The organism is Burkholderia puraquae, from assembly GCF_002099195.1.
Classification (GTDB): Bacteria; Pseudomonadota; Gammaproteobacteria; order Burkholderiales; family Burkholderiaceae; genus Burkholderia; species Burkholderia puraquae.
In genome coordinates this window covers 905,231-921,256 of the sequence record NZ_NBYX01000001.1, presented here as the reverse complement: position 1 = coordinate 921,256, position 16,026 = coordinate 905,231, and the positions used below count along the sequence as shown (strand labels likewise).

At 68.1% G+C, this 16,026-nt stretch carries 11 protein-coding genes; 5 read left to right on the top strand and 6 right to left on the bottom strand.

Features of this window, described 5'->3' with window-relative positions:
• The first annotated feature begins 51 nt into the window (after window positions 1-51).
• From B7G54_RS04090 to B7G54_RS04075, 4 genes are all read left to right on the top strand, one after another.
• A complete protein-coding gene (locus B7G54_RS04090) occupies window positions 52-3,480 on the top strand; it encodes a transglutaminase family protein (protein WP_085037859.1) in 3,429 nt (1,142 codons plus the stop codon).
• A 214-nt stretch (window positions 3,481-3,694) separates the two neighbouring features.
• Window positions 3,695-6,301, top strand: coding sequence for a circularly permuted type 2 ATP-grasp protein (locus B7G54_RS04085; protein WP_085037858.1), 2,607 nt, complete (start codon window positions 3,695-3,697; stop codon window positions 6,299-6,301).
• Window positions 6,295-7,359 (top strand): transglutaminase family protein, encoded by a 1,065-nt coding sequence (locus B7G54_RS04080; protein ID WP_085037857.1) that lies wholly within the window; start codon window positions 6,295-6,297, stop codon window positions 7,357-7,359. The genes B7G54_RS04085 and B7G54_RS04080 overlap by 7 nt, the downstream gene beginning before the upstream one ends.
• A gap of 179 nt (window positions 7,360-7,538) precedes the next feature.
• On the top strand, window positions 7,539-7,811 hold the full coding sequence (locus tag B7G54_RS04075; protein WP_085037856.1) for a hypothetical protein: 273 nt from the start codon (window positions 7,539-7,541) through the stop codon (window positions 7,809-7,811).
• Window positions 7,812-7,871: 60 nt separating this feature from the next.
• On the opposite strand, the gene pip is transcribed toward B7G54_RS04075, so the two are convergent.
• Window positions 7,872-8,804, bottom strand: coding sequence for a prolyl aminopeptidase (gene pip, locus B7G54_RS04070; protein ID WP_085037855.1), 933 nt, complete (start codon window positions 8,802-8,804; stop codon window positions 7,872-7,874).
• A 321-nt stretch (window positions 8,805-9,125) separates the two neighbouring features.
• Between pip and B7G54_RS04065 the strand changes: the two genes are divergently transcribed.
• Window positions 9,126-10,277: an acyltransferase family protein gene (locus tag B7G54_RS04065; RefSeq protein ID WP_085037854.1), complete on the top strand. Its 1,152-nt coding sequence runs from the start codon at window positions 9,126-9,128 to the stop codon at window positions 10,275-10,277.
• 27 nt (window positions 10,278-10,304) lie between these two features.
• On the opposite strand, the gene B7G54_RS04060 is transcribed toward B7G54_RS04065, so the two are convergent.
• The 5 genes from B7G54_RS04060 to B7G54_RS04040 form a co-directional block, all read right to left on the bottom strand.
• Window positions 10,305-11,108, bottom strand: coding sequence for a PA3715 family protein (locus B7G54_RS04060; protein WP_085037969.1), 804 nt, complete (start codon window positions 11,106-11,108; stop codon window positions 10,305-10,307).
• Between the two features lie 193 nt (window positions 11,109-11,301).
• Window positions 11,302-12,366 (bottom strand): 2-aminoethylphosphonate aminotransferase, encoded by a 1,065-nt coding sequence (locus B7G54_RS04055; protein WP_085037853.1) that lies wholly within the window; start codon window positions 12,364-12,366, stop codon window positions 11,302-11,304.
• The gene (gene aepY, locus B7G54_RS04050) at window positions 12,366-13,547 is read right to left on the bottom strand and encodes a phosphonopyruvate decarboxylase (RefSeq protein WP_085037852.1); all 1,182 of its coding nucleotides are present in this window, start codon (window positions 13,545-13,547) and stop codon (window positions 12,366-12,368) included. The genes B7G54_RS04055 and aepY overlap by 1 nt, the downstream gene beginning before the upstream one ends.
• Window positions 13,544-15,229, bottom strand: coding sequence for a phosphoenolpyruvate mutase (aepX, locus tag B7G54_RS04045; RefSeq protein WP_085037851.1), 1,686 nt, complete (start codon window positions 15,227-15,229; stop codon window positions 13,544-13,546). The genes aepY and aepX overlap by 4 nt, the downstream gene beginning before the upstream one ends.
• Complete coding sequence (locus B7G54_RS04040; RefSeq protein WP_085037850.1) at window positions 15,226-15,993, bottom strand: phosphocholine cytidylyltransferase family protein; 768 nt, start codon at window positions 15,991-15,993, stop codon at window positions 15,226-15,228. The genes aepX and B7G54_RS04040 overlap by 4 nt, the downstream gene beginning before the upstream one ends.
• Window positions 15,994-16,026 lie beyond the last annotated feature (33 nt).

The window sequence follows — 16,026 nt, the reverse complement described above, 5'->3', positions numbered from 1 at the left end:
CGCGTTGAGCGCGACCCGGCGCGCGGCCGGCCCAACCCGAACCGAGCTCCCATGTCCATTCACGTCGCGCTGCATCACACCACCCGCTATCGCTACGACCGGCTCGTCAACCTCGGCCCGCAGGTCGTGCGGCTGCGGCCCGCGCCGCACTGCCGGACGCCGATCCTTGCGTACTCGATGACGGTCGAGCCCGCGCAGCACTTCGTCAACTGGCAGCAGGACCCGTTCTCGAACTATCTCGCGCGGCTCGTGTTTCCGGAGCGCACCGAGCACTTCGAGATCACGATCGATCTCGTCGCCGAGATGTCGGTGTACAACCCGTTCGACTTCTTTCTCGAAGCCAGTGCGGAGCAATACCCGTTCAGCTACGACGACGCGCTGAAGACCGAGCTCGCGCCGTATCTCGTGTGCGATCCGCAGGCGAGCGCGGCGCCGCTGTTCCGCGCGTATGTCGACGGCGTCGATCGCACGCCGGCCGGCACCATGAACTTCCTCGTCGCACTGAACCAGCAACTGCAGCGCGATATCGGCTATCTCGTGCGGATGGAGCCGGGTGTGCAGACGCCCGAGCAGACGCTCGAACTCGCCTCGGGTTCGTGCCGCGACAGCGCATGGCTGCTCGTGCAGCTGTGCCGTCATCTCGGCATCGCCGCGCGTTTCGTGTCGGGCTACCTGATCCAGCTCACGCCCGACGTGAAGTCGCTCGACGGCCCGAGCGGCACGTCGGTCGACTTCACCGACCTGCACGCGTGGTGCGAGGTGTACCTGCCGGGCGCCGGCTGGATCGGCTTCGACCCCACCTCGGGCCTGCTCGCCGGCGAAGGCCACATTCCGCTGGCCTGCACGCCGCAGCCGACGAGCGCCGCACCGGTCGAGGGGCTGATCGACGAGTGCGAGGTGTCGTTCGAGCACGAGATGACCGTGACGCGCGTGTACGAATCGCCGCGCGTGACGAAGCCGTATACGGAATCGCAATGGGACGCCGTGCTGGCGCTCGGCACGCAGGTCGACGGCGCGCTGGCCGCGGGCGACGTGCGGCTCACGCAGGGCGGCGAGCCGACCTTCGTGTCGATCGACGACCGCGACGGCGCCGAGTGGAACACCGACGCGCTCGGCCCGACCAAGCGCGGCTTCGCGACCGAACTCGTGCAGCGGCTGCGCGCCGAATACGGCGACGGCGGCTTCCTGCATTTCGGGCAGGGCAAGTGGTATCCGGGCGAGCAACTGCCGCGCTGGGCGCTGTCGATCTTCTGGCGTGCCGACGGCCAGCCCGTGTGGCACGATCCGTCGCTGTTCGCCGACGAGCGCGAGCCGTCCGCCTACACGACCGACGACGCGAAGCGCTTCATCGACGCGCTCGCCGCGCGGTTGAACCTGACCGGCGAATTCATCCGGCCCGGCTACGAGGATGTCTGGTACTACCTGTGGCGCGAGCGTCGGCTGCCGGTCAACGTCGACCCGTTCGACTCACGCCTCGACGACGAACTCGAACGCGCGCGGCTGCGCAAGGTGTTCGAGCAGCAGCTCGACAGCGTGGTCGGCTACGTACTGCCGGTCAAGCGCGCGGATGACGCGCCGGGCCGCGATCGGCCGGGCCTCGACGGGCCGCGCTGGCAGACGGGCCCGTGGTTTTTCCGCGACGAGCGGATGTACCTCATGCCCGGCGATTCGCCGATGGGTTATCGGCTGCCGCTCGATTCGCTGCCGTGGGCCAGCCGCGCCGACTATCCGTACCTGGTCGAACGCGATCCGTTCGCGCCGCGCGCCGCGCTGCCGGACGCTGCCGCAATCCGCGCGCGCTACGCGGGCCCGGACGATGCGCCGCGCTATCTGTCCGGCGTGCATCGCGAGGCGTCCGCACAGACCGTGATGCAGTGGCGCGACGACGGCATGGCCGGGAACGGGCGGCCGGCCGCGCGCGACCCGAGTCGCCACCCCGAGCGCTTCGAATCGGCCGCGTGGATCACGCGCACCGCGCTGTGCGTCGAAGTGCGCAACGGCATCCTGTACCTGTTCATGCCGCCGCTGGCCGCGCTCGAGGATTATCTCGACCTGCTCGGCGCGATCGAGCTGACCGCCCACGCGCTGGGCGTGAAGCTCGTGCTGGAAGGCTATCCGCCGCCGCGCGACGCGCGCCTGAAGCTGCTGCAGGTGACGCCCGATCCCGGCGTGATCGAGGTGAACATCCATCCGGCCGCGAACTTCGACGAGCTCGTCGACCACACCGAATTCCTGTACGACACCGCGTGGCAATCGCGGCTGTGCAGCGAGAAGTTCATGGTCGACGGTCGCCACGTCGGCACGGGCGGCGGCAATCACTTCGTGCTCGGCGGCGCGACGCCGGCCGACAGCCCGTTCCTGCGCCGCCCGGACCTGCTCGCGAGCCTGATCGCGTACTGGCACAACCATCCGTCGCTGTCCTACCTGTTCTCCGGGCTCTTCATCGGGCCGACGAGCCAGGCGCCGCGCGTCGACGAGGCGCGTAACGACCAGCTCTACGAACTCGACATCGCGTTCGCCGAGATCCAGCGCAACAAGCTGCTGTTCGGGCAGGACATGCCGCCGTGGCTCGTCGACCGCGTGCTGCGCAACCTGCTGATCGACGTGACCGGCAACACGCACCGCAGCGAGTTCTGCATCGACAAGCTGTATTCGCCCGACTCGTCGACCGGCCGGCTCGGCCTGCTCGAACTGCGCGCGTTCGAGATGCCGCCACATGCACGAATGAGCATCGTGCAGCAATTGCTGCTGCGCGCGCTGGTCGCGCGTTTCTGGGCCGCACCGTACACGACGCCGCTCACGCGCTGGGGCACCGCGCTGCATGACCGCTTCATGCTGCCGGCGTTTCTTCAGATGGATTTCGACGACGTGCTGGCCGAACTGCGCGATGCCGGCTTCGCGTTCGATCCGGCGTGGTTCGCGCCGCACTTCGAATTCCGCTTCCCGCTGTTCGGCCAGATCGCGGTGAACGGGATGCAACTGTCGCTGCGCGGTGCGCTGGAGCCGTGGCACGTGATGGGCGAGGAGGGTGCACCCGGCGGCAACGTGCGCTACGTCGATTCGTCGGTCGAACGGCTCGAAGTGCGCGTGACGGGGCTGAACGACAACCGGCACGTGGTGACCGTCAACGGCCGCGCGCTGCCGCTGCAGCCGACCGGCACCGTCGGCGAATACGTCGCGGGCGTGCGCTACAAGGCGTGGTCGCCGCCGTCCGCGTTGCATCCGACCGTCGGCGTGCACGCGCCGCTCACGTTCGACATCGTCGATACGTGGCTGCAGCGCTCGCTCGGCGGCTGCCGCTACCACGTCGCGCATCCGGGCGGGCGCAACTACGCGACGTTCCCGGTCAATGCGTACGAAGCGGAGAGCCGCCGGCTCGCGCGCTTCGTCGAGATGGGGCATACGCCGGGCCGGATGGATGTCGCGGCTGCCGCGCCGAGCCGCGAATTCCCGTTCACGCTCGACCTGCGGCGGCCGTGACCGGACGATGACGAGGCGGACGACGATGCGCGGTTCGCGATCTCCGGGCAAACAGGCCGGTCGCGGCCCCGCCGGAATGCTAGGATGCGGGCAGATTGCGGCCGCACGCCGCGCACCGCCACTCGTGTGGCGGTGCGCGTGCGCGGCCGCGCCCTGACGACGGAACGACACCGTGCCGCCCATTGACACCGATCATCTCGCCGCCTCCGACGCGATGCCCACGCTTTTCGATACCGGCGCGCAGCCGGACGCCGCCGAACTGGCCGCCGCGCTCGCGGCGCCGGCGTCTGCCGGCCGCTACGACGAACTGCGCGGCAGCGCGGCCGGCCTGAACGCACCTGCGCTCGCGCCCGCGTGGCGCAGCTTCTTCACGTCGATCGGCAGCGACGGCGTGGCCGACCTCGATCGCCGCGCCGATGCGCTGCACCGGCGCATGCGCGAGAACGGCCTGTTCTACCAGCTGCACGAGCAGCGTGCCGGCGACGGCGCAGCCGGCCCGTGGTCGCTCGACCTGCTGCCGCTGATCGTCACGCCCGAGGACTGGGTCACGATCGAGCGCGGCGTGCTGCAGCGCGTGCGGCTGCTCAACGCGACGCTGGCCGACCTGTACGGGCCGCAGACGATCCTCGAGCGCGGGCTGCTGCCGCCCGCGCTCGTCACCGGGCATCCCGGCTACCTGCGTGCGATGCGCGGCGCGCGCGTGCCGGGCGATACCTGGCTGCACGTCGTCGCATTCGATCTCGCGCGCGGCCCGGACGGGCAGTGGCGGATCGTCGCGCAGCACACGCAGGGCGCGGCCGGGCTCGGCTACCTGCTCGAAAACCGGCTGATCGTGTCGCGGCTCTTTCCGCGCGGGTTTCGCGGGCTGCGCGTGCAGCGGCTCGCGTCCGCGTACCGCGCGCTGCTGCAGAGCATGCAGGCGCTCAGCCCGGCCCGCAAGAATTCGCGGATCGTGCTGCTGACGCCGGGGCCGCACAGCGCGACGTATTTCGAGCACGCGTATCTCGCGCGCTACCTCGGCCTCACGCTTGTCGAAGGCGGCGACCTGACCGCGCGCGACAACCGCGTATTCCTGAAGACGCTGCGCGGGCTCGAACCCGTGCACGGCATCCTGCGGCGCGTCGACGACGCGTGGCTCGATCCGCTCGAATTGCGGCCCGATTCGATGCTCGGCGTGCCGGGGCTGCTGCAAGCCGTGCGCGCGGGCAACGTGCTGCTTGCGAACGCGCCGGGCTCGGGCTTCCTCGAATCGCCGGCGATGCTCGGCTTCATGCCGCGTCTCGCGGAAGGGCTGCTCGGCGAAACGCTGACACTGCCGGCCGTGCATTCGTGGTGGTGCGGCGAGGCAGCCGCGTGCGACGATGCGCTGCCGCAGCTCGCGCGCGGCATTATCAAGGCATCCTATCCGCCCGACGTGCAGGCCGACAGCTCGTTCGAACCGGTGATCGGCGCGCGTCTCACGCAGGCGCAGCTGGCCGAGTGGCGCGCGCGGATCCTCGCGCGGCCGGAGCACTATACGGTGCAGGCCGACCTGCCGCTGTCGCAGGCGCCGACCTGGCCGCGCCACGACGCGCCCGACAGCAACGGCAGCGCGCGTATCGTGCCGAAGCCGGTGCTGATGCGCGTCTTCGCGCTCGCCGACGGCGCGCAGCGCTGGCGGCTCCTGCCGGGCGGGCTGTCGCGGGTCGGTACGCGCGACACGTTGTTCAACGCGCCGATGCCGCGCGGTGGCAGCACCGTGGATACGTGGGTGATGACCGAAGGCATCGTCGATTCGACGACGCTGCTGCAGACGCACCTCGGCCCCGACGACCTCGTCGAGCGCCCGCGCGCGATCGCGAGCCGCGCGGCCGAGAACCTGTTCTGGCTCGGCCGTTACACCGAGCGCGCGACCAACCTGATGCGCCTCGCGCGCGCCGCGCTCGAACGGCTGCGCGGCGAGGACGACGTCGACAGCCCCGCGCACCTGGAGCTGATCGACACGCTGTGCCGCGACACGGGCCTGATCGCGGCCGATGCGCCGAACGCCGTCGATGCGCCGCGTGTATTCCAGCACACGCTCGCGATGTCGCTGACGCGCGGCGCCGATCGCACGTCGGGCATCGCGTCGTGCCTGTTCGGGATGCGTGGCGCGGCCGCCGCGATCCGCGAACGGCTGTCGAGCGATCAGTGGCGGTTGATCGACGACGCAACCCAACTGTTCGCGGACAGCGCGGGCCAGCCGGAAGCCGAGGAGCAGATCGGCAACGAGGCGCTGCAGCTGCTGGAGCGCCTCGGCCTGCTGCTCGGCGCGATCACCGGCGCGCAGACCGACAACATGACGCGCGACGACGGCTGGCGGTTGCTGTCGATCGGCCGGCAGATCGACCGGCTGGATTTCCTGTGCAGCGTACTGAAGTTCGCGTTCGACGAAGGCGCCGTGCACCGGCAGGACGGCTTCGAGCTCGTGCTGGAGCTGTTCGACAGCACGATCACGTTCCGTTCGCGGTTCCAGCGCGGCTTCGATGTCGCGCCGCTGCTGTCGCTCGTCGTGCTCGATACCGACAACCCGCGCTCGCTCGGCTGGGTCGTGCAGGCGCTGCGCGGCCGGATGTCGAAGGTCGAGCGCAGCGAAGGCTACGCGCTGTCCGAGCTGGCCGAGACGATTCCCGACGTCCCCGCATGGTCGCTGCACGAGCTGTGCGAGACCGCCGACGGCGGCCGGCACGAGAAGCTGCTCGGTGCGCTCGACACGACGGTGAAGGCGGTCTGGGAACTGTCGAACCGGATCGGCGAGCGCTATTTCAGCCACGTGCGCGAGGCGGGCAGGACGTTATGGTGACGACGAAAGGCGCGGCGAAGGCGCCACCCGGTTCCGGGAATGCACGGAACGCATCGGCACCGGCATCAGCGCCGGCCTCGCCGACCGCACCGGCCGCACCGGCCGACGTTGCGCCGGGCCGGTTGCTGCGTGTCACGCACGACACCGAATACCGTTACGCGGCGCGCGTCGAATCGGCGCAGCACCAGGCACGCCTGCAACCGCTCGTCACGCCGCGCCAGCAGGTGCTGTCGTTCGCGCTCGACATCGATCCCGTGCCGGAATCGATCGGTACCGAGATCGATGCATTCGGCAACGCACGTGCATCGTTCGCGTTGAACCAGCCGCACGACGCGCTGCTCGTGCGCAGCCGCAGCACGGTACGCGTGACGCCGCCCGTGTGGTCGCGCGGCGCGCGCGGCGAGCCGCCGCCCGCCATCGCGCATCCCGATGCCAAGCAGGCGACCGAATGGGAAGCCGTGCGCGACCGCTTGCGGTTTCGCGCGGGGCAGCCTTACGACGCCGCGAGCGAATTCGTGTTCACGTCGCCGCATGTCGCCTGCGATCCCGAGCTCGCCGCGTATGCGGCCGCGAGCTTCACGCCGCAAAGGCCGCTCGTGCAGGCCGCGTGGGAGCTGATGCGGCGCGTGCATGCCGATTTTGCGTATACGCCGAACAGCACCGACATCACGACGTCGGCGCTCGATGCGCTGCGGTTGCGCAAGGGCGTGTGCCAGGATTTCGCGCACGTGATGATCGGCGCGCTGCGCTCGCTCGGGCTGGCCGCGCGCTACGTGAGCGGCTACCTGCTCACGCAGCCGCCGCCCGGGCAGCCGCGGCTGATCGGCGCTGACGCGTCGCATGCGTGGGTCGAGGTGTACGACCCGGCGTGGCCCGAGGACAACGGCTGGCTGCAGCTCGATCCGACCAACGATCGCGCGCCGGGCGACGACTACGTGATGCTGTCGATCGGCCGCGACTATGCGGACGTGACGCCGCTGCGCGGCGTGATCCGCGGCGGCGGCGCGGATCAGGAGCTGAAGGTCGGCGTGACGGTGGAGCCGCTCGACGCGGCGTAACGCATCCCGCGTGCCGGCGCGAATCGCGGTTTAAGTCTTCGTTAATACTGCCTGCCTAGCATGGTCATGCCGGCGCATGGATCGGACTCGATCCGGGGCACCGGCGGCACGCGCGGGTGCGTCGACGTCACGGCGCCGCACCGACGCGCATCGCCATTCCCTTGCAACGGCGGCGGATCATGATCAAGCACTTCGACTACACGCTCGGCAGCGACACGATTGCGCTCTGCGCGAGCTTCGGCGCGGGGCCGGCGTGGCGCCGCGTGCTCGTGAGCCGCGCGGATTCGATGGAGACGCTGGTGGTGCTCGATGCGCGCGGCCTGTCGGGCTTGCTGAAGGTGGCAACCGAAGCGCCGGAAGGATTGCTCGACGACGCGATCCGCAAGGTCGGCGACGAACAGCTCGTCGAGCGGGCGATCAGCGGCAAGGCGATCGTCGAAGCGGCGCTTTGATCGGGCGGCGCGTGAGCGTGCGGCAGGCACGGCCGCACGCACCGCGTTGCATCGCGTTGACTAAGCCGCGAACCGGTCCGTTGCCGCGATCAGCGCTTCCAGGATCCCCGGCTCGTTGTACGCATGCCCGGCACCGGGCACGATCTCGAACGTCGCGTCCGGCCATGCCTTCGACAAGTCCCATGCGGTTCGTGCGGGCGTCGCGACGTCATAGCGGCCCTGCACGATCACGCCCGGAATGCCGGCGAGGCGATGCGCGTCGCGCAGCAGTTGGCCTTCCTCGACGAAACCCTTGTTCACGAAGTAGTGGTTCTCGATCCGCGCGAACGCGAGGGCATAGTGACCATCCGCGAAGTGCGCGGCGAGTTTGGGGTCGGGCAGCAGCGTGATCGTGCGGCCTTCCCAGATGCTCCATGCGCGTGCGGCTTCGAGCTTCGCGGCTTCGTCGTTGCCGGTCAGCCGGCGATGGTAGGCGGCCATCAGGTCGCCGCGCTCGGCTTCCGGAATCGGCGCAAGGAAGTCTTCCCACAGGTCGGGGAACAGCCACGATGCGCCTTCCTGGTAGTACCACAGCAATTCCGCGCGACGCATCGTGAAGATGCCGCGCACGACCAGTGCGCTCACGCGCTCGGGGTGTGTTTCCGCGTACGCGATCGACAGCGCGCTGCCCCACGAGCCGCCGAACACGAGCCACTTTTCCGCGCCGACCATCTCGCGCAGGCGTTCGATATCGGCGACCAGATGCCACGTCGTGTTGTTCTCGAGGCTTGCATGCGGCGTCGAGCGCCCGCAGCCACGCTGGTCGAACAGCAGGATGTCGTAGCGCTCCGGATCGAACAGGCGGCGATGGTCGGGGCTGCAGCCCGCGCCGGGCCCGCCGTGCAGGAACACGGCGGGCTTGCCGGCCGGGTTGCCGCAGCGCTCCCAGTAGATGCGGTGGCCGTCGCCGGTGTCGAGATGGCCGTGGGCGTAGGGTTCGATCGGTGGGTACACAGGCAGGCTCCGGGTAAGGGGCGACAGGAGGCGGACGAGGCACGGGCCGGCGTGCGGGCAGGGGACCACGGATATTGCGCCGCCGCAAAATTCGTTGTGTTGGCATCGGACCGGCCGCCGCCGGACAAGGCTAGTCATTATGCCCATTCGCCGCCCCGGGCGTCGGGTCGTCGCGGCGTGCGCAGCCGCCGGTGCGGGCCCGGGGATTTTTGAAGCAATTTCATTCCGATATTTTTCATACAAAATCCCGGCGACATATCGGCGTGCCGGAACGGCGGCGCCGGTCTGCTGCCCATCCACCGTGCCAACGGAAACCAGCCGATGAACCATCGCGTCACGCAGTTGACCGGGTTGCGCGCCGTCGCGGTCGCGATGGTTGTGATCGGGCACGCCGAGCACGTGCTGCCCGGCGGCTATACGGGCTGGTACGCGCCGTTGCGGCTGATCGCCGACGGCCGGCTCGGCGTGCTGATCTTCTTCGTCCTCAGCGGCTTCCTGATCACCAACGTGTTGCGCGCCGAATTCGCGCGCACGGGCGGCATCGCGCTGACGTCGTTCTACGTGCGCCGCGCGCTGCGGATCTGGCCGGCCTGCTACGTGTATCTCGCGGCGGTCGCGATCGCGGCCTTCGCCGGCTGGTTCGACGTCGACCGCCGGCAGTGGCTGTATGCGGCGCTCCACCTGTGGAATTACTCGGCGTGGTTCGGGCTGACCGGCGACAACGCGCTGCATCCGGACGGCGCATGGTATCTCGGTCATTTCTGGTCGCTCGCGCTCGAGGAACAGTTCTACTGGTTCTGGCCGCTGCTGTTCGTGTCTGGGATGCGCCGTGGCGGCACGCGCTGGCTGGGCGCGTTGATCCTGATCGTGCCGCTCGTGCGCGCCGTCACGTATTTCGTTGCGCCCGCGCTGCGCGGGCAACTCGGGATGATGCTTCACACGGGCGTCGATTCGATCCTGATCGGATGCTATGCGTCGCTCAACCGCGAACGGCTCGAAGCGTGGATTCGGTCGTGGCGCGGAGAGGCACGCATCGTGACGGCGATCATCGTTGTCGTGCTGATCGGCATGCCGCTCGCCGAACATCGGCTCGGTGGCTTCTGGAATGCGACGTACGGCGTGACGCTCGAAGCCGCGCTGATCGCGATCGTGATCGTCGTGCTGAATTTCCGTAACGAGTTCTGGTGTGCGCGATGGTTGCGTACGCGGCCGGTCGTGTTCGTCGGCACGATCTCGTTCAGTCTCTATCTGTGGCAGCAGCCTTTTGCGAACCCGCGCCTGCCTGTGCCGCATGGGTTTCCGCTCGGTATCGTTTGGGCATTGATGGCCGCGACCGCGAGCTACTTCCTCGTCGAAAAACCGTTCCTGCGGCTGAAGGATCGGTATACGGCGCGTGAGGCGCAACGAGTACGGGACGACGCGCTGCGGATGCCGGCGCCGACCGATGCGATCGGGCCGAAGGTGGTGGAGTAGGCGGGCGGGGCGGTGATTCGCGTGGTCTTACTTGAAGCGCTTCTTCGAGGCGGGTGAATACCAGAAGTCGCGGAACATATCGATTCCATACGACTTGCCGTCGTATTTGACGATCGTGCGCACGGTACGTTTTCCCTTGGTTGAGTCTTCGTTGTCAGCGACGTGTGCTGTAATCGACAGATCCGCGAAGCCGTTGTGCGATGTCTTTTCGACGGCAATCGTCATATGTGCAGATTCACTTTCCAGATCACTGGTATCGGGGCCGCATGCGGTGCCGGTGGTGGCTACCCAGCCATGGAGATTTGTACCGAACACCGGCCGGAGGCGGGCGCCGTCGCGAATCCATAGCGTCAGGTCGTTCTCGGTGTATGCGTCCACGCAGCTCGGCCCGCGTGCTCTGCTGGTAAACACGACGCCGAACGCGCGCACGTCGGGCGACAAGCGGTAGGGCGCCGTGTCGATGCGGTAGCTGTTTTCGCCGATCTCCGTTAAGGCATCTTCCTGAACCACCGACCGCTCGGCCGCCACGACCTTGCCGCCCTCGACGAGCGCGATCACCTGCAGCTTTTTGCTTTCGTCGGGATTCTTGCTCTTCGGCAGTGAATCGAACGCGACGGCCGCGATCGTCGTTTCGGGCGCATTCGGCATGACCTTGCACGCCGACGCGACGACAAGCCGGTTCGTGTCGCGCGCGGCGAGGCGGGCGTTCGTAATGCCGGCCCAGCGGGCGACCGAAACGACGGTCGCGTCGTCGCAAGCCTGATTGTCGGCGGCCTGCACGATGGGGGCGGCGGCGAGCGCCAGCAGTGGAGTGAAGCGAAGGATTCTCATGGTCACGATGGAGAAGACGGTCACTCGGAGGTTGGCTTGTGGGCGAACACGGATAAATGTGCCGCGTCTCCCGAAAACCAGAGATGAACCAAAAAAAAGGCCCGACATGAAAAACCCCAAGGGTCGGATCTATGTCCAACTCTTGGGGTTCAGTTCATTGCGGGCCTTTCGTCGACGAAGGTACAGGCGCTGCTTACCGTGTCAGCGCCGTAAACCCCTCCAGCAACCGATCGACATCAGCCGCCTGGATCGCGCCCATCGTCGAGATGCGGAACAGTTCCTTCGACAACCCGCCTTGCCCCGCGTAGATCACGAAGCCACGCGCCTTCAGCCCATCATGCAGCGTCTCGTACGTCACACCTTGCGGCAATCGATACGCACGCAGTACAACCGACGATTCACCTTCCGGCAGCACCAGCGGCATCCCGCGCGCCGCCAGCCCGGCCTGCGCCTGATCAGCCAGCGCCTTGTAATGCGCATGCCGCGCACGCCAGCCGCCCGCCTCGTCAAACTCACGCAGCGCCTCGACCAGCGCGTAATACGCATGTACGGAAGGCGTAAACGGCGTATTCCGCTGATCCTGCAGCTTCGCGAGACGACCGAGATCGAGGTAGTAAGTACGGCTCGCCGCCTTCGCGAGCGCGCTGCGGCGCACGATCACGAACGCTGCGCCCGGCACGCCGTGCAGGCACTTGTTCGCGGTGGCAGCCACGGCATCGATATCACCGCCGGCAAAATCGATCGCTTCCGCCCCGAAGCTGCTGACGCCATCAACGAGCATTTTCACGCCGCGGGAACGGCAGACCTCGGCAATCGCGCCGAGATCATTCAGCCGGCCCGTCGTCGTTTCATGATGAATCACGGCGACATGCGAGTACCCACCCGCATCGAGCCGTGCACCGATCTGCGCGAGATCAGGCGCCTGCATCCACTCATGCTTGAGCACATCATGCGCGATCCCGTACTGCGTCGCGATCTGCGTAATCCGCTCGCCATACACGCCGTTCTCGATCACGAGCAGCTTGCCGTCCTTCGGCACGAGCGCCGCGATCATGCTCTCGACAGCGGCCGTGCCCGACCCCGTCATCAGCACAGCCGCCCACTCGGCCGGATCAAGCTCGTACGCGGCGACGAGGCGCGCACGCGCCTCATCCTGCAGATCGAAGAATTCGCTTTCGCGATGGCACAGGTCCGGTTGCAGCAGGCTGCGGCGCACGCGTTCGGTGAGCGTGACCGGGCCGGGGTTCAGCAGCAGCATCAATGGGCTCCTTCAACGTGGGCTTCGGTCTGCGCGGCGCCGATGTGCCGCATCAGACGGGTCTTGACCTCGACCGGCGTGACGGTCGGGCGGGGCAGGCCGTCGGGCACGCCGGTGCGGATCGCCAGGCGCACGAACTGTGTACCTTCGGCCGGCGCGGCAAGCGTCGCATCGAGCACGTCGAGCGTGTCGCCTTCGACCGCCGACGCATACCCGCACGCGGCAGCAACACCCGCGAACGAAACATGCTGCGACACCGTGGCCTGGCCGCCCGTCGATTCGTGCGCGCCGTTGTCGAGCAGCACGTGCGTGAGGTTCGCCGGGCCGTACGTGCCGAGCGTCGCGAACACGCCCATGCGCATCAGCGCGGCGCCGTCGCCGTCGACTGCAACGACGCGCAGGTCGGGGCGCGCGAGCGCGAGGCCGAGCGCGAGCGGCGTCACGCAGCCCATCGAGCCGACCATGTACAGCTGGTTCGGACGATCGTCGATCGCGTAAAGCTCGCGGCCGCAGAAGCCGGTCGAGGCGAGCACGACGGTCGAATCGACCGGCGTGTGCGCGATCACGCGCTGCAGCGCGTCCTGGCGGGTCGGCCATGCTTCGGCCGACGCGGCGCGCGACGACGCTTGCGCGGCGACATGCGCGCGCGGTTTCGCTGCCGGGTTCGCCTTCAGCTCATACGGTGCGACGCTGCCTTTCTGCATCACGAGCGCGTACGGGCGGCCCGTCGCGTCCATGTGCGCGATCGCGCGGTCGAGTGCCGGGCCGACCTGTTCGGGGTCGGTCGGGAACGTCTCCCACGGAATCTCCATCGTGTCGAGCATCGCGGGCGTGATCGGGCCCATCAGCGCGTGCTGCGGCTCGTCTGCCACGCCCGGCTGGCCGCGCCACGTGACGATCAGCAGTTGCGGCAGGCGGAACGTCCAGGTCAGCGACGTGAGCGGGCTCACCGCGTTGCCGAGCCCCGAGTTCTGCATCATCGCAATGCCGCGCTTGCCGCCGAGCGTCGCGCCCGCGATCAGCGCGACCGCGTCGCCTTCGTTCGCGGCCGACACGTAGTTCAGCGTCGGGTCCTGCAGCACGTAATTGATGAACGGCGTCAGGTACGAGCAGGGCACGCCCGCGTACCAGTCGAAACCGCGCTCGCGCGCGGCCTCGACGAACTGGGCCGCTTCGATCATTGCACGCCCCCGTTGCCGGCACCCGGTTCGGACAGCGGCGTCTGGCCGTGCGCGAAGTCGCCCGCGCGGCGGAAATCCTCGAGATCGTTGACGCCGCGCCAGTGGCCGTGCACGTACTGCACTTCGATCTTCTCGCCGGCGGCGATCAGTTCGTTGAGCAGCGACGGGATGTCGAGCGTGTCGAAGTCGGGGCGTGCCTGCAGCGTCGCGAGCATCGCCTTCAGGCGATCGACACCGGCGCCGCGCACGTTCAGAAGGCCGATCCAGCGGCCGTGCGGCGTGCCTGCGGCGACGTCGCTCGATACGCGTTGCAGGTACGTCTTCTGGCCGAACAGGCCGCGATCGTCTTCAGCCGAGCAGAGCGCGAAATCGCGCACGCTCTGGTTGGTTTCCGTGAGCGACGAATCGACCACCACGCTGAACTCGGCCTCGCTCTCCGCGAGGTCGCGCACGATGTAGCTGCGGAACAGCAGGTCGCCGTACGAGATCACGGTATCGCCGGTCAGGCGTTCGGCCGCGCATGCGAGCGATGCGAGTTCGCCGGTCTGCGCATGGCGTTCGTTGACGACGAGCTTGATGCCCGACGTGTCGATCGCATCGGCGCGATAGCCGCCGACCACGGTGATGTCGTTCACGCCGTGCGTCTTGAAGCCGTCGACGAGCCAGCGCAGCAGCGGCTTGCCGGCGACCGGCAGCATGACCTTCGGCTTGTCCTCGGTCACGGCTTCGAGGCCCTTGCCGCGGCTAGCGGCGAGCACGATCGCGGCGTTCGACGCGCGCGACGACGACGACAGGTAGATGCGTTCGGCCGCCGAGTATTCGTCGGCGTCCTGCAGGCGGAAGATCTCGTTGACCGATGCGACGCGGTCCTCGACGTTGATCAGCGTTTCGCTCTCGTGGATCTCGCGCGCGGTCGCCTGCATCGCGGATGCCGATGCGCGGATCAGGTGGTTCGCCCAGATCACGGTGCTGATGCCGGCCTGGCGGAACACGTCGGTCGGCGTGCTGTAGTACTTGGTCGGCACGATCACGAGCGGCGCCTTGCCGCTCCATTCACGCGCGAACTGCAGGATCTCGTCCGGGCGCGACAGCTTGCTGTGGATCAGGATCGCGTCGGCGCCGGCTTCCGCATACGCGTTCGCGCGGCGCAGCGCCTCGTCCATCCCCCAGCCCGCGATCAGCGCCTCGACGCGCGCGACGATCGAGAAGTCGGGATCGGTCTGCGAATCCTTGCCGGCCTTGATCTTGCCGCAGAACTCGTCGATTTCCGCGAGCGGCTGGCGCTCGCCGCCGATGAAGCTGTTGGTCTTCGGGAACTGCTTGTCCTCGATACAGACGCCGGCGATGCCGCGCTGCTCGAGCTTCTTCACGAGGCGGCGCACGTTGTTGAAGTTGCCGTAGCCGGTGTCGCCGTCGAGCAGGATCGGCAGGTCGCTCGCGTCGGCCATGAATTCGAGCACGTCGACGACCTGCGTCCAGCTCGCTTCGTTGTTGTCACGCACGCCGAACTGCGCGGAGATCGCGAGGCCCGATGCCCAGATGCCCTTGAAGCCGGCTTCGCGGACGATCCGTGCGGACAGGCCGTTGTGCGCTTCCATCAGGAATTCGAGGTCGCTGCTGACGAGCATGCGGCGCAGGCGCGCGCTGCGCGATTCGGTGAAGTTGGGTTCGCGTGCGTTCATCGTGCGGCTCCTGCGGTGGTGCGTTGAATCAGGGGGAGGATTTCTTGCGTGGCGCGGGCGACGTCGTTCGGGAAGTCGATCTCGATCCACGGCGAGCCGGTGACGTCGGCGACGTCGAACGAATGGCCGCCTTCGAGCAGCAGGTCGCGCACGGCTTCCTCGTGCGGCATGTTCGCGCGGCCGCTGTCGACGTAGCCCGCGACAATCGTCGCGAGGCGGCGTGCGGTGCCTTCGGTGAAGCGGAAGAAGCCGACCGATTCGCCGATCGTGTCGTAGTCGAGATCGACCGCGAGCTGCTTGCGCAGCTCGACCGGCACGCCGTTCTTCAGGCACAGCTTGACGGGTTCGTCGCCGGCTTCAAAGTCGCGGTCGATCAGCAGGCGATCGACCGTCTTGTCGGAATCGGCCACCAGCGCGTGCAGGATGTTCTCGTCGTACAGCACGTCGGCGTCCATCAGCAGCACGTCGCCGCCGCGCGTCATCGCATCAGCGACGGTATGCACGGTCAGCACGCTGCCGAGGTCGTAGCGGTCGTTGATCACGATCTCGGCCTGGCGGCCGAGACGCTTCAATTCCTGCTCGACCTTCCCGGACTGGAAGCCCAGCCCGAGCACGATCTCGTCGACGCCCGCGGCATCGAGTACGCGCAGATGGCGCTCGAGCAGCGACACGTCGTCGAAGCGCAGCAGGCACTTCGGGAACTGCGCCTCGGGCGGTTGTTGCAGGCGCAAGCCGAGGCCTGCCGCAAGAATGATGGCTCGCATGGGTTCTCCAACCAAAAAGCCGGCGGATCTGAA